This is a genomic window from Kocuria arenosa (assembly GCF_042879215.1).
In the GTDB taxonomy this organism is placed as follows: Bacteria; Actinomycetota; Actinomycetes; order Actinomycetales; family Micrococcaceae; genus Kocuria; species Kocuria arenosa.
Genome location: NZ_JBHZTA010000009.1, coordinates 68,244 through 88,834, shown reverse-complemented (window position 1 = coordinate 88,834; position 20,591 = coordinate 68,244). Strand labels below are relative to the sequence as shown.

Annotated in this window: 29 protein-coding genes; 18 read left to right on the top strand and 11 right to left on the bottom strand. The window is 71.7% G+C overall.

The features are described 5' to 3' along the window. Positions 1 to 79 precede the first annotated feature (79 nt). Complete coding sequence (locus tag ACFYE3_RS15080; protein WP_387610443.1) at positions 80 to 583, top strand: SRPBCC family protein; 504 nt, start codon at positions 80 to 82, stop codon at positions 581 to 583. A 285-nt stretch (positions 584 to 868) separates the two neighbouring features. Continuing rightward, positions 869 to 1,966, top strand: coding sequence for a VIT1/CCC1 transporter family protein (locus ACFYE3_RS15075; protein ID WP_387610441.1), 1,098 nt, complete (start codon positions 869 to 871; stop codon positions 1,964 to 1,966). Positions 1,967 to 2,136: 170 nt separating this feature from the next. Here the strand turns inward: ACFYE3_RS15075 and ACFYE3_RS15070 are convergent, their stop codons facing one another. Continuing rightward, entirely contained in the window at positions 2,137 to 2,583 is a 447-nt protein-coding gene (locus ACFYE3_RS15070) for a hypothetical protein (protein WP_387610439.1), read from the bottom strand. Between the two features lie 331 nt (positions 2,584 to 2,914). On the opposite strand from ACFYE3_RS15070, the gene ACFYE3_RS15065 reads away from it, so the two are divergent. After that, entirely contained in the window at positions 2,915 to 3,559 is a 645-nt protein-coding gene (locus tag ACFYE3_RS15065) for an NAD(P)-dependent oxidoreductase (protein ID WP_387610438.1), read from the top strand. Positions 3,560 to 3,571: 12 nt separating this feature from the next. On the opposite strand, the gene ACFYE3_RS15060 is transcribed toward ACFYE3_RS15065, so the two are convergent. Further along, positions 3,572 to 4,600: an FAD-dependent oxidoreductase gene (locus ACFYE3_RS15060; protein WP_387610436.1), complete on the bottom strand. Its 1,029-nt coding sequence runs from the start codon at positions 4,598 to 4,600 to the stop codon at positions 3,572 to 3,574. Positions 4,601 to 4,701: 101 nt separating this feature from the next. Continuing rightward, positions 4,702 to 5,316 (bottom strand): hypothetical protein, encoded by a 615-nt coding sequence (locus ACFYE3_RS15055; RefSeq protein WP_387610434.1) that lies wholly within the window; start codon positions 5,314 to 5,316, stop codon positions 4,702 to 4,704. 240 nt (positions 5,317 to 5,556) lie between these two features. Here ACFYE3_RS15055 and ACFYE3_RS15050 point away from each other — a divergent pair, with 240 nt between their 5' ends. The 3 genes from ACFYE3_RS15050 to ACFYE3_RS15040 all read left to right on the top strand — a co-directional run bounded on the left by ACFYE3_RS15050 (position 5,557) and on the right by ACFYE3_RS15040 (position 6,395). After that, entirely contained in the window at positions 5,557 to 5,724 is a 168-nt protein-coding gene (locus tag ACFYE3_RS15050; RefSeq protein WP_387610578.1) for a hypothetical protein, read from the top strand. Beyond that, a complete protein-coding gene (locus ACFYE3_RS15045) occupies positions 5,724 to 5,993 on the top strand; it encodes a hypothetical protein (protein WP_387610433.1) in 270 nt (89 codons plus the stop codon). The genes ACFYE3_RS15050 and ACFYE3_RS15045 overlap by 1 nt, the downstream gene beginning before the upstream one ends. 183 nt (positions 5,994 to 6,176) lie before the next feature. Continuing rightward, positions 6,177 to 6,395 carry a hypothetical protein gene (locus ACFYE3_RS15040; RefSeq protein ID WP_387610431.1) on the top strand — a complete coding sequence of 73 codons (219 nt, stop codon included), beginning with the start codon at positions 6,177 to 6,179 and terminating at the stop codon, positions 6,393 to 6,395. Between the two features lie 82 nt (positions 6,396 to 6,477). On the opposite strand, the gene ACFYE3_RS15035 is transcribed toward ACFYE3_RS15040, so the two are convergent. Together ACFYE3_RS15035 and ACFYE3_RS15030 are read right to left on the bottom strand one after the other, a co-directional pair. Continuing rightward, on the bottom strand, positions 6,478 to 6,579 hold the full coding sequence (locus tag ACFYE3_RS15035) for a hypothetical protein (protein ID WP_387610573.1): 102 nt from the start codon (positions 6,577 to 6,579) through the stop codon (positions 6,478 to 6,480). An 81-nt stretch (positions 6,580 to 6,660) separates the two neighbouring features. Beyond that, positions 6,661 to 7,851, bottom strand: a complete 1,191-nt coding sequence (locus ACFYE3_RS15030) for a cytochrome P450 (RefSeq protein ID WP_387610429.1) — start codon at positions 7,849 to 7,851, stop codon at positions 6,661 to 6,663. A 223-nt stretch (positions 7,852 to 8,074) separates the two neighbouring features. On the opposite strand from ACFYE3_RS15030, the gene ACFYE3_RS15025 reads away from it, so the two are divergent. Further along, positions 8,075 to 8,269: a ferredoxin gene (locus ACFYE3_RS15025; protein WP_387610428.1), complete on the top strand. Its 195-nt coding sequence runs from the start codon at positions 8,075 to 8,077 to the stop codon at positions 8,267 to 8,269. A gap of 249 nt (positions 8,270 to 8,518) precedes the next feature. Here ACFYE3_RS15025 and ACFYE3_RS15020 read toward each other — a convergent pair whose 3' ends face one another. Together ACFYE3_RS15020 and ACFYE3_RS15015 are read right to left on the bottom strand one after the other, a co-directional pair. Continuing rightward, positions 8,519 to 9,148, bottom strand: a complete 630-nt coding sequence (locus ACFYE3_RS15020) for an RES family NAD+ phosphorylase (protein ID WP_387610426.1) — start codon at positions 9,146 to 9,148, stop codon at positions 8,519 to 8,521. Continuing rightward, a complete protein-coding gene (locus tag ACFYE3_RS15015; RefSeq protein WP_387610424.1) occupies positions 9,148 to 9,708 on the bottom strand; it encodes a hypothetical protein in 561 nt (186 codons plus the stop codon). The genes ACFYE3_RS15020 and ACFYE3_RS15015 overlap by 1 nt, the downstream gene beginning before the upstream one ends. 566 nt (positions 9,709 to 10,274) lie before the next feature. Here ACFYE3_RS15015 and ACFYE3_RS15010 point away from each other — a divergent pair. The 5 genes from ACFYE3_RS15010 to ACFYE3_RS14990 all read left to right on the top strand — a co-directional run bounded on the left by ACFYE3_RS15010 (position 10,275) and on the right by ACFYE3_RS14990 (position 12,208). After that, positions 10,275 to 10,517, top strand: coding sequence for a hypothetical protein (locus ACFYE3_RS15010; RefSeq protein ID WP_387610422.1), 243 nt, complete (start codon positions 10,275 to 10,277; stop codon positions 10,515 to 10,517). Between the two features lie 272 nt (positions 10,518 to 10,789). After that, positions 10,790 to 11,098, top strand: coding sequence for a hypothetical protein (locus ACFYE3_RS15005; RefSeq protein WP_387610420.1), 309 nt, complete (start codon positions 10,790 to 10,792; stop codon positions 11,096 to 11,098). A gap of 52 nt (positions 11,099 to 11,150) precedes the next feature. After that, complete coding sequence (locus ACFYE3_RS15000) at positions 11,151 to 11,468, top strand: VOC family protein (protein ID WP_387610419.1); 318 nt, start codon at positions 11,151 to 11,153, stop codon at positions 11,466 to 11,468. Next, positions 11,395 to 11,766 (top strand): VOC family protein, encoded by a 372-nt coding sequence (locus ACFYE3_RS14995; protein WP_387610417.1) that lies wholly within the window; start codon positions 11,395 to 11,397, stop codon positions 11,764 to 11,766. Before ACFYE3_RS15000 ends, ACFYE3_RS14995 begins: the two co-directional genes overlap by 74 nt. Before the next feature lie 76 nt (positions 11,767 to 11,842). Continuing rightward, positions 11,843 to 12,208 (top strand): hypothetical protein, encoded by a 366-nt coding sequence (locus ACFYE3_RS14990; protein WP_387610415.1) that lies wholly within the window; start codon positions 11,843 to 11,845, stop codon positions 12,206 to 12,208. Positions 12,209 to 12,282: 74 nt separating this feature from the next. On the opposite strand, the gene ACFYE3_RS14985 is transcribed toward ACFYE3_RS14990, so the two are convergent. After that, positions 12,283 to 12,846 carry a dihydrofolate reductase family protein gene (locus ACFYE3_RS14985; RefSeq protein WP_387610414.1) on the bottom strand — a complete coding sequence of 188 codons (564 nt, stop codon included), beginning with the start codon at positions 12,844 to 12,846 and terminating at the stop codon, positions 12,283 to 12,285. Positions 12,847 to 13,131: 285 nt separating this feature from the next. Beyond that, a complete protein-coding gene (locus ACFYE3_RS14980; RefSeq protein WP_387610412.1) occupies positions 13,132 to 13,989 on the bottom strand; it encodes a class I SAM-dependent methyltransferase in 858 nt (285 codons plus the stop codon). A gap of 169 nt (positions 13,990 to 14,158) precedes the next feature. Here ACFYE3_RS14980 and ACFYE3_RS14975 point away from each other — a divergent pair, with 169 nt between their 5' ends. Genes ACFYE3_RS14975 through ACFYE3_RS14965 form a run of 3 tightly spaced genes read left to right on the top strand, consistent with a single transcriptional unit; the run spans position 14,159 to position 16,926 of the window. Beyond that, positions 14,159 to 15,394: a sensor histidine kinase gene (locus ACFYE3_RS14975; protein ID WP_387610411.1), complete on the top strand. Its 1,236-nt coding sequence runs from the start codon at positions 14,159 to 14,161 to the stop codon at positions 15,392 to 15,394. Then, positions 15,391 to 16,050 (top strand): response regulator, encoded by a 660-nt coding sequence (locus ACFYE3_RS14970; protein ID WP_387610409.1) that lies wholly within the window; start codon positions 15,391 to 15,393, stop codon positions 16,048 to 16,050. The genes ACFYE3_RS14975 and ACFYE3_RS14970 overlap by 4 nt, the downstream gene beginning before the upstream one ends. Before the next feature lie 15 nt (positions 16,051 to 16,065). Continuing rightward, on the top strand, positions 16,066 to 16,926 hold the full coding sequence (locus tag ACFYE3_RS14965) for a phosphotransferase family protein (RefSeq protein WP_387610407.1): 861 nt from the start codon (positions 16,066 to 16,068) through the stop codon (positions 16,924 to 16,926). Positions 16,927 to 16,944: 18 nt separating this feature from the next. Here ACFYE3_RS14965 and ACFYE3_RS14960 read toward each other — a convergent pair whose 3' ends face one another. Beyond that, positions 16,945 to 17,817 carry an NAD(P)H-binding protein gene (locus ACFYE3_RS14960; RefSeq protein ID WP_387610406.1) on the bottom strand — a complete coding sequence of 291 codons (873 nt, stop codon included), beginning with the start codon at positions 17,815 to 17,817 and terminating at the stop codon, positions 16,945 to 16,947. Positions 17,818 to 17,980: 163 nt separating this feature from the next. Here ACFYE3_RS14960 and ACFYE3_RS14955 point away from each other — a divergent pair, with 163 nt between their 5' ends. Next, positions 17,981 to 18,571 carry a GNAT family N-acetyltransferase gene (locus ACFYE3_RS14955; RefSeq protein WP_387610404.1) on the top strand — a complete coding sequence of 197 codons (591 nt, stop codon included), beginning with the start codon at positions 17,981 to 17,983 and terminating at the stop codon, positions 18,569 to 18,571. A gap of 16 nt (positions 18,572 to 18,587) precedes the next feature. Here the strand turns inward: ACFYE3_RS14955 and ACFYE3_RS14950 are convergent, their stop codons facing one another. Further along, a complete protein-coding gene (locus ACFYE3_RS14950) occupies positions 18,588 to 18,959 on the bottom strand; it encodes a VOC family protein (protein ID WP_387610403.1) in 372 nt (123 codons plus the stop codon). Between the two features lie 186 nt (positions 18,960 to 19,145). Between ACFYE3_RS14950 and ACFYE3_RS14945 the strand changes: the two genes are divergently transcribed. Further along, positions 19,146 to 19,766 carry a TetR/AcrR family transcriptional regulator gene (locus ACFYE3_RS14945; RefSeq protein ID WP_387610402.1) on the top strand — a complete coding sequence of 207 codons (621 nt, stop codon included), beginning with the start codon at positions 19,146 to 19,148 and terminating at the stop codon, positions 19,764 to 19,766. A gap of 10 nt (positions 19,767 to 19,776) precedes the next feature. Continuing rightward, positions 19,777 to 20,583 carry a VC0807 family protein gene (locus tag ACFYE3_RS14940; protein ID WP_387610401.1) on the top strand — a complete coding sequence of 269 codons (807 nt, stop codon included), beginning with the start codon at positions 19,777 to 19,779 and terminating at the stop codon, positions 20,581 to 20,583. Positions 20,584 to 20,591: the final 8 nt, after the last annotated feature.

Sequence of the window (20,591 nt, the reverse complement as noted above, 5' to 3'; positions counted from 1 at the left end):
TACCGTGGAAGCACCCGGCCCGTCGTGCACCCGTGGTGCCCGGGGCCCGCGCCACTCGGACACAGCACGGAGGACCACCATGCAGACCCTGGGCCGCGCCGAGGACTCCATCCACGTCGAGGCGCCGCCGCAGACGGTCTACGACCTCGTCGCCGACGTCACCCGCACCCCGGAGTACAGTCCCGAGGTGGACGAGGTCGTCTGGCTCGACGACGGCGCACCCCGCGTCGGCGCTCGCTTCCGGGCCCGCAACCGGGTGCCGGCCGACTCCAGGTTCTCGTGGCACAACAAGCCGATCGTCATGGCCGCCGAGCCCGGCCGGGAGTTCGCCTTCGCCCGCACCGAGCCCTTTGCCGGGACCCTCGTGTGGCGCTACCGGTTCGAGCCCGAGGGCACCGGCACCCGGGTGACGGAGTCCTACGAGGTCGCCCGCCCGGTGGGGCGCATCGGCTGGTTCATCATCGGCACCCTGGGCCGGGACCCGGAGCGGATGACCACGATGCGCGAGGGACTCCATGAGAGCCTGCAGCGGCTCAAGCGCGTCGCCGAGGCCGACGCCGCGTCGTCGTCCCCCGCACCCTGACGGACGGAGCGAAGCACTTTCTTCGTGCACCACCGTTTCGGTCCACCGAAACCGGCTGAACGAGGAACTGGATACGGTGAGGAGGTCGAAGGGGAGTAGTTCCCGCCACCTCCTGGGTGGTTGCAGAGGCGTGTCGACATGCTGGTCTCCCCGGATGGGGGACCCGGCGCGCCACTCGTGCACCTGAGTGCGCGAGCGAACGAGACCTTCGGCCGGACACCGCTCCGGCCGACGTCCCCCTGCTCCTGGGGTGCTCGGGCCGTGGCCCTGCCTCGAAGGACGACCATGACGGCCCCATCCGACACCCCAGCGCCTCACGCCCCGACCCCGGCGGAGGTTCGCCGCTGGCGCCGCTATCTGGCCGATGAGCGCGCCGAAGCCGCCGTCTACCGCGACCTGGCCGCCCGGCGCACCGGGGAGGAGCGCGAGATCCTGCTGGGCCTGGCCGAGGCCGAGGCCCGCCACGAACAGCACTGGATCGCCCTCCTCGGCCACCAGGTGGGACATCCGCGCCGAGGGTCCCTGCGGTCCCGCCTCCTGGGCTTCCTCGCCCGCCACTTCGGGTCCGTGTTCGTCCTGGCCCTGATGCAACGAGCGGAGTCCCGCTCCCCGTACGAGGCCGACCTCCACGCCACGGACGCGATGGCCGCCGACGAGCAGATCCACGAGGAGGTCGTCCGGGCCCTGGCCTCGCGGGGGCGCAACCGGATGGCCGGCAGCTTCCGGGCAGCCGTGTTCGGGGCCAACGACGGGCTGGTCTCCAACCTGGCCCTGGTGATGGGCATCAGCGCCAGCGGGGTCTCCAACGCCATGGTGCTGCTCACCGGCATCTCCGGTCTGCTCGCGGGGGCCCTGTCCATGGGGGCCGGCGAGTACGTCTCCGTCCGGTCCCAGCGCGAGCTGCTGGAGGCCTCCACCCCCAATCCGGACACGCACCAGAAGGTGCCGATGCTCGATGCCGAGGCCAACGAACTGGCCCTGTTCTACCGCGCCCGCGGCATGGACCCGGAGGCGGCCGAGGCCAAGGCCGCCCGCGTCCTGCAGACGCCCCACACCGATTCCACCGGCCCGGTCCCGGTGGTGGGGACCGACGAGCACGAGGCCGTCGGCACCGGCCTGGGCGCGGCCGCGTCCAGCTTCTGCTTCTTCGCCTCCGGGGCGATCCTGCCCGTGCTGCCCTATCTCTTCGGCCTGGGCGGGACGCCCGCCGTGGTCGTCTCTGCCGTCGTCGTGGGACTGGCACTGCTGGCCACCGGCACCGTGGTGGCCCTGCTCTCCGGCGGATCCCCGCTGAGGATGGCGCTGCGGCAGCTGGCCATCGGCTTCGGCGCCGCAGGCGCCACCTACGCCCTGGGCCTGCTCTTCGGCACCAGCATCGCGTGATGCGTCATGCCTCAGGACGGCTGCCGGGCCGGTGGGGCCCGCGGCTCGGGGCGGGGTCCTCGATGTCGGGACGGATGCACACCCGTCCACCGGGGACCGGGACGGCCGGTCCCCGCCGGGTCGGCAGCAGTGCCCGGCCGGCGACGACCGGCGTCCACCGGCACGGCATCTCAGCCCTGGGGGGCGCTCAGGTGCCCGAGGTGGTCGGCCTTGAGCTTGCGGTAGTGGGGCATGAGGTCGGCCGGGGTGTAGGTGGCGGTGGCGGTCACCGGTGTCCCGGGGTGGCCGTGCTCGGCGAGAATCCGGAGCAGCGCGTCTTCGTGCTGGGCGAGGACCGTCTGGTTGAAGTAGCCGTGGTGCAGCAGGGCGGCGATCCCCCCGGCATAGGCCCAGGTCGGGGAGCCTTCGTCCATCGGCGCGCGGGGGTCGTCCCAGTCGGCGGGTCCGCCGGTGGAGGCCAGCTCGGAGGTCAGGACGTTCTCGAGCACTTCGTCGTGGAAGGACAGGGAGAGCTCGGCGACCTCGTCGACGATCTCGAACCGGTCCACGCGCACCCCGGCCGGGGGCGGGGTCTGCACCAGGTCCCTGACGGCTTGCAGGATCTCGGGGGTGGTCATCGTCGTCTCGCTTCCTGGAGGTGGGGAACGCCCAGTCGATGCGTTGTCATCAGCGTACTGGCTACCCGGGAGTCACAATTTGGCCGCTCTGTCCCCAAAAGGGTCTACGCGCCTGCACGCCGTCGATGGCGGGGAACGCCGCGCCGATCTGGTCCCGCCCCTGGCGAGACGGGCCCTCAGCGTTCCGGGCAGCCGGACCTGTCCTTGCCGGCCACGGACCAGCACCGCCCCATCCGCGGATGTCACACGCACTCCATGGCATTTCATTTGGAAACCGGGTGATCTACGGTGCGGGAAACACGTCCGTGCAACTGCATCCGTTGGGGGACAGATGAAGGTCACCGTGTTCGGGGCTGTCAGTGCCATCGGCCAGGAGCTCGTCGAGGATCTGCTGTTCCGCGGCTATGAGGTCGTCGCCTTCGTGGCCGACCCCTCGGAGGCGCCGACCGCCTGGGGGCCGGCCGTGCAGGTGGTCACCGGGCAGATCACCGACCCCGCCGCCATTGACGCCGCGCTGGAGGGCTCGGGGGCGGTGATCAACACCTTGGATCCGCGCCTGCGGCCCCGTTCCCGCCGGCCGAGCCTGGTCGAGGGCACCGGCCACATCGTGGCCGGCATGCACCGCCACGGGATCCGCCGCTACATCGGCCACGGCACCCCGGTGGTCACCCTGTGCCCCAAGGAGAGGCCCACCACCCGCATCAAGGTCCACCGCTACCTGGCCCGCCACCTCGATCCGCACGCCTACCGGCAGATGGCGGGGATGCTGCAGGTGGTCGCCGGCTCCGGGCTGGACTGGACGATCGTGCGGTTCATGCACGTCACCGGAGGAAGCGCCCGGGGGCTGAAGTTCGTGGGGTTCTTCGGTCCCGGGGCGGTGGGATCCTCGGCCACCGCCGCCGACATCGCCCGGTTCACCGCCACCCAGGTCCTGGAGACCGCCTACATCCGTGACGCCCCGGCCGTCAGCAACTGAACCCTGTCCGAGCTAGCTCAGGCGTGCCGCAGCGGCGACGACGGCGTTGCGCACGGGCAGCCCGTGACGAGCTGTGCTCACGCTGTTCGCCAGACGGGCCAGGCGCACCGTGCGGGTGGTCGGCCGGCGCCGTGCGATGTCGTACCGGCGGAGGGCGCCGGGCACGTCGGATCCCCCGGTCAGCGCGTCGACGAGGGCCGCGGCGTCGATGAGGGCCTCACAGGCGCCCCGGCCGAGATTGGGCGCCATGCCGTGGGCGGCGTCGCCGAGGAGCACGGTGCGCCCCTGGACGTAGGACGGCAGCGGGGGGACGTCGAGCAGCGTGCGCCGGTCGATCGGGTGGTCCCCGAGGGCGTCCAGGACGCGCCGCACGTCCGGGTGCCAGTCGCCGTAGAGCCGGCGGAGGGTCTCTGGGTCGTCGCGCCCGGCCCCCGCGGAGTCGAGCACGTCGGCGCGGACGCTGGCGAACCAGTTGGTGCGCTCGGCGTCGTGCGGGGTGATCCCGAAGAGCCGTGCCGGTCCCCAGGTCTCCGTGACCCCGTCCGCCGGTCCCGGGACGGTGCCGCGGAGGGCGACGGTGCCCAGCGGCCGCGGGGCGACGCCGAAGAGCGCGGCGCGGACGGGGCTGTGGACGCCGTCCGCGGCGACGACGACGTCGGCCGCGGGCAGGGCGCCGTGGTCGGCCACCGGAGCGTTCCACGCGACGACGTCCGGGGGCAGGCCCTCGGCCAGCGCCGCCAGGAGTGCGGGCCGGGGGACCAGTCGGCCGGAGCGCTCGGGTCCGACGCGGGCGATCTCGGTGCCGTCCGGCCGGAGGAGCCGTGCTCCCCGCTGTTCGACGGAGGCGGCCCGGACCCGCTCGTCCACCCCCAGCTGGGCCAGGGCCCGCATCGCCTCGGGCCACATGCCCAGTGCCGTGCCGGTGCCCGGCAGGCCCGGCGAGCGCTCGAGCACGTGGACGGTCCAGCCCGCCCCGAGCAGACCGCGGGCGGTGGCCAGGCCGGCGATGCCGGCCCCGACGATGACGGCTGATCCGCGCACGGCGCCTCCTGGAGTCGGTGGTTCCCCGCCCGGACGCGTGCCGGGCCGGGAGACCCTGTGGGCAGGACGGTGGGCGTCCTCGGACGTCCCGCTCCCAGTGTCTACGCTCGGGCCGCCGCTGTCCGGGGAGGGCGCTCACCGGCGGCTCCGAGGGCGAGGAGCCGGTGACGGTGGGCCTGCACGAAAGCGGTGAAGGCGGCCACGGCCGCGACCGTGTTGAAGACCATCCGGGAGCGGCCGTGCCAGGTCACGAACTCGCCGGCGACCTGGCGCAGGTGCTCGGCGGAGTGCACGGCCGGGCCCTCGACGAACATGATCTCGTTGCGCGGCCAGAAGTACAGCATCGAGACCACCCCCTCCGCCATGAACATGGCCAGGCTCAGCAGCACCCACCAGCGCACCGTGGGCATCCGCCGGCACAGTGCCAGCGACGCCGCCCCCAGCACCCAGGTCGCGAAGCCCAGGGGCGGGAAGAAGTCGGAGGGGCCGCTGACGGCGAGGAACTCCATCCCCAGCTCCAGGGACGCCGGCGGGTCGGCGAAGACGTTGGGGTAGACCATGAAGGTCTCCAGCACGATGGCGCCGAACAGGGTCATCGTGACCCACAGGTAGGCCGTCAGGACCGGGAGGGCCAGGCGACGTGCGACGTGCGTGGCGGGCTGTGCGCGCGATCCACCGGCGGGACGGGTCGCAGGCGATTCGTGGGTGCTCTTCATGCCGTCGACGCTACGGAGCGGCACCCGGCCCCGGCATCGGACCGGAGGCGTCTGTCCGGTCGCCGGAGCGGGACGGACCCGGTCGCCCGGCGGTGACCCTGTCGGTCGCCCGGAGCGGACGGCCGCTCACGAGCGCCCAGGTCGGAAGGCCGTTGCGGCTCCGGCGGAGCGTCCGCCCGAGCCGTGATACCTAGGGCGTGTCTGACAAATGAGTCGGTGACGCGCCGAAAGTCTGAGGGCATGTCGCGGTTTCAGATGCTCTCGGATGCCCAGTGGTCGTTGATCGAGTCGATGCTGCCGGCCCCGACGGGTCGCAAGGGGCGCCCGTTGGAGCAGATCTTCATCCGGGTCTACGGCGCCGACAGCATCCGGGACGCCGACGCGGAGATGGCGGGGGTGGGGGCCTGATGGCGCAGCACAACCTCTCTACCGTCGTCGGGTTCGAGTTCCTGCGGACCGTGCGCAAGCGAGGTTTCTGGATCGCAGTCCTGGCGGTGCCGATGATCATCGCGATCGTCTTCGCGCTGTCGTCTACGTCCAACTCCCCGATCAGCGACAGCTCGGAGGCCCAGGCCGAGGCCGAGCTCGCCTTCGCCTACACGGACGCCCCGGAACGATCCCGGAAGAGTTGGCCGCCGCCTACGGCGGGCAACCCGTCACCGACTCCACTGCGGTGATCGAGGCAGTGATGCCGGGAAGCTGGACGCCTGCTTCGCCTACCGCGAGAATCCGGCCGTGCAGCCGATCGAGGTGACCGGCGCGGACCGGGGGCTCGTCGACAACGGGGCCTACGAGGCGGTGGCCGAGAGTCCCTGCTGACGACCTCCGCCCTGGAGGAGAAGGAGAACCGGGTCACCGAGATGATCCTCACCACCGTGAACCCCACCACGCTGGTGATGGGCGAGATCCTGGCGGTGTTCGCCGTGGGGGCGGTGCAGATCCTGGTGCTGCGGGTGGCGGTGCAGCTGTTCCGCTACGGCTCCATCGCCTACACCGACAAGCTCAACCCCCGGGGCGTCCTGGGGCGCCGACGCCCCGGCCACGGTGAAGGACTGACCTCCACCGGCCGCCTCCCCTGATGAGCGGTACGGCAACACCTGAGGTCCCCACGCACAGTGCGCCGGGGCCTCAGGTGTGCCGGGCGTCCATGGCCGGCGGGACTCAGCCCTCGCAGTCGGTGCAGTACGACACCGCGCCTGCCTGGTGGGCGAGCTGGGAGCGGTGCCGGGCCCGGAAACTGGAGCAGCAGGTGCACTCGGCGATGTGCTCCGGGGCCCGAGGAACAGAGGAGATGGCCCAGGTACCCGGAAGTCCCGCTCATCGGCTGTGCCCGGCCGACGGTGGTCACCAGGTGACGGGCAGCTCGTGGAGGCCGTAGATGTCGGAGTCGTTCTTGGAGGGCAACTCGTCGACGGGCACGGCGCACCGGAGGCCGGGGATGCGCCGGAACAAGGTGTCGAGGACGATCTGCAGCTCCAGGCGGGCGAGGTTCTGGCCCAGGCACTGGTGCGGGCCGTAGCCGAAGGCGAGGTGATGGTGTGCGCCGCGGTCGATGTCGAAGGCCTCCGGGTCGGTGAACACCTCCGGATCGCGGTTGGCGGTGTTGGACAGCCCGAGGACTCCTTCCCCCGCGCGGATGAGCACCCCGCCGATCTCCACGTCTTCCAGAGCCACCCGCGAGGTCCCGAGTTCGGCGATCGTGAACCAGCGCAGCAGCTCCTCCACGACACCGGGGGTCCTGCTGGGATCCTGGCGGATCACGGCCAGATCCTCGGGGTGCTCGATCAGTGCCAGAACGCCCAGGGAGATCATGTTCGCGGTGGTCTCATGACCGGCCACCAGCAGCAGGAAGGCCAGGCTGACCAGCGCCTCATGGTCCACCGTGCCCTTCTCCTGCTGTCTGCGGATCTGACGGCCCAGCAGATCGTCGGTGGGATCCTGCTGCTTCGCGGTGATCAGCCGGTCGATGTAGGTCAGCAGTTCGCCCAGCGCCTGCTGGATCTGGTGCACCGCCACACTGCGGGAGAGCAGGGTGGCCGAGCGGGTCTGGAAGAAGTCGTGGTCGGCGTAGGGCACCCCGAGCAGCTCACAGGTCACCAGTGAGGGCACCGGCAGTGACAGTGCCTGCACCAGGTCCACCGGGCGGGGTCCGGCCAGCAGGGCATCGATGCGGTCGTCCACGATCTGCTGGATGCGCGGGCCGAGCGCGGTGATCCGTTTGAGCGTGAACTCTCCCATCACCGCCCGGCGGGCCGGCCCGTGCTCGGGCGGGTCCATGCCGAGCAGGCTCAAGGACACCGGGATCGTCTCGTGGGTGAAGGCCGGGAACCCGGGATGATTGCGGTCGGAGCTGAACCGCGGATCGGCCAGCATCGCCCGGATGTCCTCGTGGCGGGTCAGGGCCCACACCGTCATCCCGGAGGGCAGGGTGACCCGGGAAATGGGCGCCTCATCGCGCAACCTCAGGTGCTCGGGCGGTGGGGCGTCGGGGCACTGCCGAGTGAGTGGCAGGGCGACGGGTTCGGTGGAGGTCATGGTGCACCCCAGTCCTGGTAACCGTACGGCGCAGCTTCTTCCGTGGTGGTCCACGCTACCGAGCCGCTGGAAACCCGTCCAGATGCGTCATGACCAGCGACGATAGATGTCCGAAGGAAGAGCGCCCCAACCGCCGCTGTTACCTCCAGCAGGGCAAGGATCTATTCACCCGCGACACGGTGCCGACGCTTTCCCGGGGTCGGCCGGGGATGAGGAGACGGACATGCGGATCAGCGTGGACCAGACGAAATGCTGCAGTTCCGGGCAGTGTGCCGCCCTGGCATCGGAGGTGTTCGACCAGCGCGACGACGACGGCGTCGTGATTCTGCTCGATGCAGCACCACCAGAGGCCGTGCACGACGCGGTCCGAGAGGCCGCGCTGGTTTGCCCGGCCGCCGCGATCCTGCTCGGCCCATGACGTGTGCTCGGTGCCCGTCGGCAGAGCCGCCTCCATGACCGGCAGCGGATTCGGCCCAGCCTCTGGCCCCGACTGAGGGGCCGGCACGTGACGGGGAGAGAATCCCGTCGTGCCTTTTCTGGGACAAGCGGATGCTGACTGCACACCAGAAATCTCATCGGCGTTCAGTCAGCACAAGGGGAACCAGCTGAGACTGCTCCTGCCGCCCTGGAGATGTGGGCTTGGCCGCCCCGCACCTGGGGCATCGGCTCATAGACCGGTGATAGTCACGTTGAGTGGGGCGAGCAAGCGGGACAGCCAATCCAGATCCTTGGTGAAGGCGAACGCACGCACCATGGCGGGATCGGAATGCACGGCGAAGTCGCCGCGATCACCGGCGCGCCCGAAGAAGACGTAGGCCTTGCTCGTGTCGTGGTGCCGGCTCATCCACACGATCCCGTCGAATCCGGCCGCATGCGCAACTTTCGCCCACGGGACGGTTTGCCTGTACCGGCTGGGGGCAGTACGGGTCACTTGCTCAGCGGTGACGCCGATCCGGCGGAACCCGTGCCCGTGCAGGGACAACAGCCGCAGGTCCCGAGTGCTGAGAACCTGGGACAGGATCTTGGACTGGACCAGGTCCACGTCGATGCGCCCACCGTCGACGGGCACATCGTGCAGGATCGTCTCCGAGATGGCCGCCTCCGCGGTGGCTGCGGCGTAGAGCACCGGCACCGGTGGTGAACCGAAGAGGGCGAACCGGGTCACCGGGGCTGCCGGCGGCCTCCCTGGGTTGTAATCGGCGGGCCCGAACCGGTGGGAATGGACCCGGAACAGCACCGACCCGGCCGCCAGGACTTCTGCTGCTGGATCGACCTGGCGGTGATCCGGGGTGTCCATCACCATTCGGTGCCGTAGTGCACTTCGAAGGCGCGCACGACCTCCTCCGGCTCCTGGAGGTGGTCCACCGGGCGGGAGTCCTCACCCCACCAGGTGGTCGGGGCGGTCAGCCACAGCAGGACCGACTCTTCTCCCACTTCCAGGCGCTGGGCGGTTTGGTGCAGGTGGCGGATGACCAGCAGGGGCCCGGTATGGGTGAGCTGGAATCCCGGGTAGAGCAGTTTGTTCATCCGCTTCACGGCCAGCAACCGCCCAGCCTTGCGGGCGTCAGTGGCGTAGGACTTGGCACTCTTCGCCGTGGAACCGACGACCTGGGCGACCTCGGCGGCGCTGAACAGACCGTACTCCCGCTCGATCGCACGCCAGGCGTTCTCGGTGGTCTGCGCCCGATAGGCCTGCTCGGGTGAGACGTCCCCGGTCAACGCGGACAGGCTGCGCCGGAGGGCGGCTGCGGTGCGCGCTTGGTGGTGGAGCTGCCGGACGAGGTGAGCGGCCTGCCCGTCGTTCTGGACCGCCTCGAGCTCTCTCACCAGATCGTCGTGGTGCGGCGCCGGCGACATGACCCCTCCGTCCGTCGTTTCCCACTCACCATGGTAGGTGAAAGAAACGTAGGATCACCAGATGGTGCGCCACCACGGTGGACCCCTACCCGGGGCGCCTCTCCCCCGGCGCACTGTTCCGCCGAATGGCCTCCCGACAGGAAGATGCCCTGATGCGGCAGCGGCTGCCCTTCACATGACGTGACCCCCATTCGAGGCCAGGCCGTCGCACTGGTGCGGGACGGCAACCGTGGGGTGCGCGAGGTCGCTCGGGAACCGGGCCTCCATCACGGGACGCCGCCGGACGGGGTGACCCCCGGGGCGGGCGGGGCTCGGGACGGTACGGTCGCGGCTCTTGTCACCGCAGGTCAGACCGGGGTAGGAACGACAGCAGGGATGATCCCCGGTGATCGTCCTGAAGGGAAGGATCCACGGTCCTCCCCGCCCAGATCGGCGATCCACACCCGTCCCGGTGGCCACGTCACCGCACGGCGGTGCCCCACCACCGGGAAACCTCTGGGGCTTGGGTCTGCCGTGGGGCCCCAGCGAGGAGACGTGGATCTGCCACTCGAGACGAAAGGCCACCGATGAACTCCACCCCCAATGACCCCCACCCGGACACATCCGAAGACGAAAACCCGACGGAACGACCCAACGCAGCCGCGGACACGTCCGACGGGCTGGCCGACCCGGAAACCGCCGAACAGTTCCATCAAGCCGTCGAGCACCGCTTGAGCGAGTCGACACCTGCCGATCCCGACGTCGAGGAGCAGGGGCTCAAAGCAGAGCCGGATGAAGACAACCCGGTAACCGTGGACAATCCGGAGTGAAGCCTCCGGGTCGACCGCCCCAGCGCCGCCCACCCCTGATCCGCAGAGCCCGGTGAGCACACTCCCAGGTCGATTGGGGCCCCGTATGGGAGTGCATCCCAGTCGTCGGCGGCATTCATGAACTCACGGAGGAGGACACCAAGATCCTTGGCAACGATGTCCTGGGTCGCGATCTCCGCTGATCCCACCCTCTTGGTTACGTTTCGGTAACTCATGCGCCAGGCGGTGAGCCCCGGGGGCATCGCGGGCTAGACTTTTGTCCAGTACATGACATGTCATGTTCTTTGTGCATCCGGGTCGCCCCCACGGTCGACCCCTCCACCCCTGGAAGGCTGGCCGACATGAAGTACCGGATCGCCGAGATCACCCTCAGGACGGGGGCACTGTTGCTCCTGGGATCCTTGGTCTGCATGGTCATGGCGATGACAGCGGGGCAGGTGCCCCACTGGCCCTTGGTGGCCACCGCGATGGGCGCCGTCCTGACGGGGTGGGGAGTGTTCACCAGTCTCGACATCGAGGAAACCCCCGGCGTGCCGTTGGACGTTGCCCTGGAGCGGATCCGCTTGCTGCGCCACTCCTGACCGGTACCCCGGAGGATCGGCTCGCACTCACCAGGAGGATGCCATCCGGAAGATGGCCACCTGTTTGATGTTCGCCTGCGATCAGCACGGTCGGGCCGAGGAGGCCATGACGCTCTGCACCTCCGTGTTCGGGGACTCGTGGGTGCTGTCCGTGTACCGACACGGCTCGGGGGAGGAAGAAGCTGAAGGAACCGTCCGTGCCGCATGGTTCGTCCTGGCCGGTCGGGCGTTTCCAGCCATGGACAGCGGCCGACCTCACCCCTTCGGGTTCACTCCGGCGAGGTCCTCGGTCGTCGATGCTCACCCATGCCAAGGCCTACAGCGGGCTGGCCGTCCACGATCTGCAAGAGGCCAAGCGGTTCTACAGTGAGACGCTGGGCCTGAGGACCTCCCAGGAGTACGGCCTGATGTGGCTCCACCTCGCCGGCGGGCGAGACACCCTGGTCTACGAACAACCCGAGGCCGTCCCGGCCGGTTTCACGATCCTCAGCTTCGAAGTGGACGACATCGACGCCACCGTTCACGCCCTGAGCGCACGAGGTGTGCGCTTCGAGCGCTATGAGGGCATGTCCCAGGACGAGCACGGCATCTTCCGAGAAGAGGGACCCTACATCGCCTGGTTCCACGACCCCTCCGGGAACGTGCTCTCTGTTCTGCAGGAGAAGTAGCTGCACACCACAGCGCATCTGGGGCTTCAAACCGCGCAACAGCTTGGCTTTGGCAGACCTCGCCACCCGCAGCGGCATGTCCAAGACCCGGATCCCCGCCGCCCTCCACGAACTGGAAACCCGTGGCCATCTCATGCGATGGGCCCGGATCACCCCGCACCTGAGTGCAGCGCTGCCCGATGACCACCCGCCGGGAACCGACCGCAGGCCCTTCCACCCTTGGGGCGTATCGAGCGGCCTGCTGGTGGCCGTCGAGGATCGCCAGGTCGTTGGCGTGCAGCAGGATCCGGACCTGCCCGCCGATCAGCCGGACCGGCACCGAGCCCCGCCGGATCGCAGCGAACAGCTCGACCTTGCTCCCGGGGCATGCTGCCGCCTTCTTGGACGAGCAGTACACACCGCATCATCCTCGGACGATCGTGGTGGGTCCGGAACTTCCTGAAACCCATTCCGTGATCAAGCCCGTGGGGCCATCACCGCCCTCGTCGCCTCCTCGGCCGCGTGGAGGAAACGCGCTCAGCGCCTCGTCTCGTACCTGGTCAGCACCACCCCGCCGGGAAACGTCCGCGTCTCCACCAGGTTCAGGTTCACCCAGCTGTCCAGCGCGGTGAAGAACGGCGTGCCGCCGCCCACCAGGACCGGATGGGTCACGATCGTGTACTCGTCGATCAGCCCGACCCGCATGGCCGCCCCGGCAAGCGCTGCACCACCGACCCTCATCGGCTCGCCGTCCTCAGCCTTGAGCCGGGTGATCTCCGCGACCGCGTCGCCGGTGACCAGACGGGTGTTCCAGTCGACCTTCTCCAGCACCGAGGAGAACACCACCTTCGGCGTGTCCCGCCAGTTCCGCGCGAACTCGATCTGCGCCGGGGTGGCATCGGGCTGCTGGTCGCCGGTCGGCCAGTAGGAACTCATGGTCTCCCAGAGCTTGCGCCCATACAGCAGAAGGCCGATCGCCCGCTCCTGATCGAGCCACCACTGAAACAGCTCGTCGCTCGGCGCGCTCCACCCGAGGTCGTCGCCGGGCGCGGCGACGTAGCCGTCCAGTGTCAGGTTCATGCCGTAGATCAGTGTCCGCATCGCGCCATGCCTTCCGTCAGCCGGTCTCGGCAGTGTAGGCCGGTCCGGCGCACGAAACTGATCGGTGCGCGGTCCGGCTCGCAGGTAGTCCTCGCACTCGGGGCACAGCGTCGCCTACGCGGACCGATCACCACCAGACGAACTTCCCTCGGATGCTCTGGGGCATCGGTGACATGCGGCGCTTCACCGACCCGGAAGCCTGCAACGACATGTCCCGGCCGTGGTCGTGATCGGTGACGAAACGCGGTGCGAAGCACCCGGTGAGACCGGTCTGCCCGACCGAACCTAGCGACCAGGGCGCCTGGCGGCCCAGACGGTCCGACTCGCCCGAAAGGTCAGGTCCTGGCGGTGCAGCAGGGCGCCGGGGTGGTCCGGGGTCAGGAGGTGGTCCAGGACGACGAGGTCGTCCGCGGCCAGCCGATCCTCGAGGGCCGGGCGCATGTGGGAGAGCCAGGCCTGGGCGTACCGAGCGGTGGCCGACGGCTCCTGGGGCGCGGCGGTGCTGACGGTGTGCGGGCCGTGGACCTCGAACCCGGTCCGCTCCAGCAGGGGCCGCCAGTCCGGGTGGGCGTTCCACCCGGCGTCGGCCAGGGCCTGGTGGCACCGGGGCTCCAGCCCGGGGCGGCCGATCCCGAGGTCGTCCGGCAGGAAGCGGGGCAGACCGTCCATCTCGACGACCACCAGCAGCCCACCGGGCCGCAGGCCGGCACGGACCTTTTCCAGCAGCGCGCCGGGGTCGGCGACCTCGTGCAGGAACGAGGAGGCCCACACCAGGTCCGCCGCACCGACCGCAGGCCAGGCGGCCTCCAGGTCCGCACACACCACCTGCATCCGGCCGTCCAGGCCGTGAGCGCGGGCCGCGGCCCGCAGGCGGTCGAGCATCACCGGGGACCGGTCGACCGCCACCACCTCCGCGGCGGGAAAGCGCCGGGCCAGCGCGAGGGCGCCGACGCCCGTGCCGGCCCCCAGGTCGACGATCCGCTCCGGACGGCCCACGGCGTCCTGCGTGGCCCACGTGGTCACGTCCTCCCAGGAGGCGCCGGACATCGCGGCGTCCAGGTCGAGCAGCCGCGCCAGACCCTCCTCGCGCGGGTGTCCGTGGTCGTGCTCGAGGGAGGGGGCGTGGTGTGTGTGCTCGTTCATGACCCTCACGGTAGCCGGACAATGCCTTATAAGCATGCAGTCTTGCTGACAAGGCAAGAAGACGTCGGGGAGTTCTGCGAGGCCTCGGACCTCCGGGTCACCTGGGCAGGACCCGGGCTGTCGCCTCGGGACGGACGCCGGTGGCGGGCGGTCTGGCTACCCTGGAAGCATGCCCAGCACCGTGGCGGCCCGCCCCGTGCGCCGAGCGGCCGAGGAGACCGACCCCCGGCTGGTCGACGCCGTGCTGGCCGCCGCGATGGCCGCGCTCGTGTCCGTCGTCGCGGCCGCGGACCTGGAGGGCACCGGCCGCGCCGGTGCCCTCGCCCACCTCTTCGCGGCCGGCTTCGGAGCCCTGCTGCTGGCCCGGCGGCACGCGCCCCGGCTGGTGCTGGTGCTGACCGTGCTCGGCATCTTCGTCTACTACGTCTTCCAGCTGCCGCCGATCGGCATCGCCCTGCCGGCCGTGGCCGCCCTGTTCTCGGCCGCCGAGGCGGACCGCACCCGCTCGGCGGCCGCCGCCGGGGCGGTGCTGGTGTCCGTGGCCGCCTACTTCCGCGTGGACGAGGGCCTGCCGGCCACCTACCTCGTCAGCTACGACCTGCTCACCGACATCGCCCTGGTCGCGGCGGCCGTCGCGCTCGGGGTGAGCGTGCGCTCCCGCCGGGAGCTCCGCGCCCACCAGGAGCGGCTGCGCGCGCTCGCCGCCGCCGAGGAGCGCCACGAGGCCGCCCGCCGCCTGCAGGCCGAGAAGGCCGGCATCGCCCGGGACCTGCACGACACCGTCGGGCACACGATGGCGGTGATCGCCGTGCACAGCAGCGTGGCCACCGAGGCCGTCGGGCACGACGACGAGGCCGCGGCCCGGGCGCTCGAGCAGATCCGCTCGGCCGCCTCCGCCACCCTGCGGGAGCTGCGGAGCACCGTGAAGCTGCTGCGCTCCCCCGGGGCCGACCCGACGGAGCGCAGCAGCATCGGTCTCGCCGGAATCCCGCAGCTGATGGCCGCGGCCCGGGACGCCGGCGTGGAGGTGACGGCACGGATCGACGTGGACCCGCACGAGCTGGACACCACCATCGACGCGGCCGCCTACCGGATCGTCCAGGAGTCCCTCACCAACGTCCTGCGCCACTCCGGCGCCCGGCACGCCGCGGTGGACGCCCGGCTGCGGAACGGCACGCTGGAGCTGCGGATCGCCGACGACGGGCGCGGCGCACCCACCGGCGCACCTCCCGGCGCAGGCGCTGCTGCGGCGCCCGGTGCGGCACACGGTGCCGCGGGCGGCGGCCGCGGCCTGCAGGGGATGGCCGAGCGCGCCGGCCTGCTCGGCGGCACCCTCACCGCCGGTGACCGGGACGGCGGCGGCTTCGAGGTCCGCGCCACGCTGCCGAGGAGGCTGGGGTCGTGATCGACGTCGTCGTCGTCGACGACCAGGAACTGGTGCGCACCGGGCTCCGGGCCCTGGCCGAGCGGGACGGGGACATCGCCGTGGTCGGGGAGGCCGCCACCGGCCGGAGCGGGCTGTCCCGGGTGCGCGAGCTGCACCCGGACGTGGTGCTCATGGACATCCGGATGCCCGAGCTGGACGGCCTCGAGGCCACCCGCCGGATCGTGGCCGACCCGGCGCTGCACGACGTCCGGGTGCTGGTGCTGACCACCTTCGACGAGGACGAGCACGTCTTCGAGGCGATCCGCGCGGGAGCCGCCGGCTATCTGCTCAAGGACGTCGCCCCCGCCGACCTGCGCCGGGCGATCCGCGTGGTCGCCGCCGGGGAGGCCCTGCTCTCGCCCTCGGTGACCCGCACCGTCCTCGGCTCCATCGCGGCGCGGCCGGAGACCGTGCTCGACGACGCCCCGCTGCGGGCGCTGAGCGACCGCGAGCGCGAGGTGCTCGAACAGGTGGGGCGGGGGCTGTCCAACGCCGAGATCGCCCAGGCCCTGTTCCTCTCCCCCGCCACCGCGCGCACCTACGTGTCCCGGCTGCTGGCGAAGCTCGGCGCCCGCGACCGGTCGCAGCTGGTGGTGCTCGCCTACGAGACCGGGCTGATCACCCCGGGCCGCTGAGAACGGAGGACCGGAATGGACGAGCTGGAGCGGATCGCCGCGACCTTCCCCGACCTGACGTGGTCGGAGGCGCGGCGGATCACGGAGGGCTGGGACCACGTCGTCGTCGTCCTGGACGACGCCCTGGTGTTCCGCTTCCCGCAGGAGCCGCCGTACACGGAGGCGCTCGCACGGGAGGTGGAGGTCCTGGACCACCTGGCCCCGAGGCTGCCCGTGCGGATCCCGCGCTACGACCGCGTGCCGCCCGACGGCTCGTTCGCCGGATACCCCCTGCTGCCGGGCCGCACGCTCCGCCCGGAGGTGCTGGCCTCCCTGGACGGGGCGGCGCGCGACGCGCTCGTGGACCAGCTCGCCGGTTTCCTCTCCGCCCTGCACACCGCGCCCGTCCCCGGCACCCCGCTGGAGCAGGTGCCGGCGTCCTTCCTGGCCGAGGACCAGGACGACGTCCGCCGTGCGGCCGCCGCGCACCTGCCGGCCGTGCTGGGCCCGGAGGAGCTCGCCGAGGTGGAGCGGATCCTCGCCGACGTCGACGCGCTCCTCGCCGCGGAGCTGCCCGAGGTGGTCGTCCACAACGACGTCTACAGCCGCCACCTGCTCTGGGACGACGACGCCGACCGGCTCGGCGTCATCGACTTCAGCGACATGTGCTTCGGGGACCCGGCCGTGGACTTCGCGGAGCTGTACGAGTACGGCGAGGCCTTCGTCCGCGCGGTGCACGAGCGCTACACCGGGCCGGACGACCCCGGACTCCTCGACCGGGCGTGGACCTACCAGCGCTGGATCGCGGTGTACATGCTCACCGACCACTTCGACGTCGGCAAGACCTCGTGGGGAGTCGCCCGGGAGACCTTCGACCGAGTCCGGCGCGGTCGCTGACCCGGGCGCCGGTGCGGCTCAGGCGGCGAGCGCGGGCCGGAGCACGGCGTGGGCCCAGGCCCCCAGAGGCGTGGGGGTCGTGGTGAGCAGCTCCCGCGGGTTCTCCGGCGTGAAGCCGCGCTGTCCCCGGGACATCCCCAGCACTCCCTCGACCTGCGCGTCGGTGAAGCCGACCGAGCGCAGGGCCGCGGCGACCTCGGCCTCCGGCACCTGGACGGCGGTGAGCGGGCGCCCGACCGCCGCCCCCACGATCCGGGCGACCCCGGCAAAGGAGAGGTCCTCCGGTCCGTGCACGCCCCGCGTGTGCCGGCCGGTCCGGTCGCCGGCCAGGAGCCGGACGGCGGCGACGTCCCCGATGTCCCGGGGGTCCACCCAGGGCATCCGGTGGTCGACCGGCAGGGTGGTGCTCAGCACCCCGGACCGCACCGCCTCGAGGTCCAGCAGCAGGTTCGTGAAGAAGTAGCCGCAGCGCAGGTGGGTGACGTGCGCACCCGTGGCGTCGAGCAGCTCCTCCGTGCGGGCCAGGCCGTCGATCTCCCCGAACCCGTGGCGGGCCTCGGCCCCGACGCTGCTCTGGAAGACCACCCTCGGCACGGCGTTCTCGGCCACCGCCGCGGCGGCGACCTCCCCCATCCGGGCGTGGCCGGCGACGGGGTCGTCGTCGTCCGTCGGTGGGTTCACCCAGTACAGGGCGTCGGCCCCGGCGGTCGCCCCGGCCACGGTGGTGAGCTCGCCCTGGTCGCCCTCGACCACCTCGCACCGGGCCCGCAGGTCCGGGTCCAGCCGGGACGCGCGGCGCACGAGCACCGTGGGCCGCAGCCCCGCCTGCACCAGCAGCCGCACGACCCGGGAACCGACGTGCCCCGTGGGCGTGGTGACGACGATCTTCATGACAGGTACTCCTCTGCCTCGGGTAGGCCGGTGCACCCACCACGCTACGACTCCACGCCGTTCGGCGCACCGGGTCGCACGGAGTTTCGGCCCCGCCGGAGGGTGGTCCGCGCGGCGGGTTCTCCCTAGGGTGAGAGGCACCGCCCAGCACCGAGGAACCACCATGACTCCCACCCCGTTCACGACCCGACCGGCGACGAGCGAGAGGTTCGACGACGTCGCCACCATCCTGGGCCCCCGGAACCCCGACTCGGCGGTCTGCTGGTGCCTCACCTACCGGCTCCCGTCCAAGCAGAACCGCGCGCTGAGCGGCCGGGAACGGGCGCAGACCGCCCGGGAGCTGTGCGCCCGGCCGATCCCGCCGGGCGTCCTCGCCTACGACGACGAGACCGTGGTCGGCTGGTGCGGCGTCGCCCCGCGTGCCGAGCTGCACGCCTTCACCCACGGGAGGACGATCCCCCACGTCGACGACCTCCCGGTCTGGAGCGTGTGGTGCTTCCGGGTGCGCGGCGGCCACCGGGGCCGGGGAGTGGCCCAGGCGCTGCTCGAGGGCGCCGTGGAGCACGCCCGCGGCCACGGCGCACCGGTGCTCGAGGGCTACCCCGTCGACAACGGGGACCGGAAGGTCGACACCACGATGGCCTACGTCGGCACCCGCGCCATGTTCGAGCGCGCCGGCTTCACCAAGGCCGCCGACACCACCTCGACGCTCAACAGGTTCCCGCGGGTCCTCATGCGGCTGCCGCTGCGCTGAGCGGGGCCCGCGGCCGTCAGCGGTCCGGACGTTCGTGGAACTGCAGCCGGTGTCCGTCCGGCGCGTCGACCGTGGCGTACCTCCCCCACGGCTCGCTGATCGGGTCGGACACCGTGGCGCCCCTCGAACGCAGCTCCGCCACGGTCGCCGCGACGTCGTCGGCGGTGAAGGTCAGGTAGGCGCCCTCACCGGGGGCCTTGCCGAAGGCCGCGGCCGCCGACAGGACGATCGACGTCCGGGCGCCACGGGGCCTGACCTCGATCCAGCGTGCGCCCCCGCCCATGTCGGCGTCCGTCACGACGTCGAACCCGAGGATGTCCCGGTAGAACGCCAGAGCCTCCTCCTGGTCGCCCACGTACAGCACCGCCGCCGCCACGTTCGTGATCATGAGCTCCTCCTGTGCCGGCTCTTCACCCCGGCCGCGTGAGGCCGGTCGGCCGCACGCCTCCATCATGACCGTGCCGGCACGTGAGCACCCCCCCTGCCGGGGTGTGACGAGCCGCCGGCACGGACAGGGTCCGTCACACTCCGCGCTCCCCTTCCCAGCATTGACCGACTGGCCTATCTTTTGACCATGCGGTCAAAAGAGGTGCCGAGCGGCCCTCCCACCTTCACGGAGACGGCCCGCCGGGCCCAGATCCTGAGGTGCGCGATCGAGGCCATCGCCGAGTCCGGGTACGGGCGGGCCTCCCTGGCCGAGATCGCCCGCCGTGCCGGCGTGAGCAAGGGCGTGGTCTCCTACTACTTCGCCTCGAAGGACGAGCTGCTGGCCCAGGTGGTGGCCGACGTCTACCTCCGCGCGGGGGCCGCCATCGCGGCCCGCACGGACGCCGAGACCGATCCGCCGGCGGTGCTGACCGGGTACGTGGAGGCGAACCTGGCCTTCCTGGGCGAGCATCCGGCCGACATCCGGGCGGTCACCGAGATCGTGATGAACCTGCGGGCCCCGGACGGCGCCCCCCGGTTCGCCCCGTCCGGGGCCGACCCGGTGCTGGCCCACCTGGAGCACCTGCTGCGCGACGGGCAGGAGGCCGGGACGTTCCGGGACTTCGACGCCCATGCCCTGGCGATCCTCGTCCGCGGGGCGATCGACACCGCCTCCGGGCGGCTGGTCACCGACGCGGACTTCGACCTGGACACCTACACCCGTGAGCTCGTCGCCCTGGTCGGGCTCGCGACCCGGAAGCCACCCTGAGGAGACCGCTGTGAGCGTCCCGGATCCCACTCCACCGCTGGCCGTTCCGCCCGCCGGGAAGCCGCCGGACAGGAGCCCGGCTCCGCCGCAGGTCCCGGCCGGCGGCACGGCGCCGGGCGCACGGCGGACGAGCTGCCGGCGTCATCCGCTGGCGGGACTGCTGGGCGCGGGCCTCGTCCTGCCCTTCGCCCTGTACTACGGGCTGCGGCTGGCCGGGGCGGATCCCTGGGTGGCGCTGGTGCTCGGCGGGCTCGCCCCGCTGCTGCGCGTGCTCGTCGCCGCGGCCCGCGCTCGCCGGCTGGACCGGCTCGGGGCCTTCACCCTGTCCGTGCTGGTCCTCAACACCACCGTGGGACTGATCACGGCCGACGCCCGGCTGCTGATGGCCCTGGGCGGCTGGCTCACCGCGCTGCTGGGCACGTGGTTGTTGGTGGGCCTCGCCGGAGGCCGGTCCGTGCTGTTCGACGCCACCGTGGCCCTGATGCCCGTCGAGGCCGCCGAGCGGTGGAAGCACGACTGGCAGCACAGCCCGGGGTTCCGCCGGATCTTCCGGGCGATGACCGCGGGCTGGGGGGCAGCCTTCCTGATCGGGGCCGTCGCCCGGGCCGGGATGGCCTACACCCTGCCCGTCGACGCGGTCCCGGTCGCCAGCGCCGGACTGCTGCTGGTGCTCCTGGTCGCCGTCGTCCAGGCCGGCAAGGCGTACGGGCGGCGGCACCTGGGCCCGATCACGACGACGGCCACCGCGCGGCGCTCCCCGCAGACGCCCGGCGGACCGGGCCCACGAGGCGAACCGGGCGCTGACCTGCTCCTTTGACCGCACGT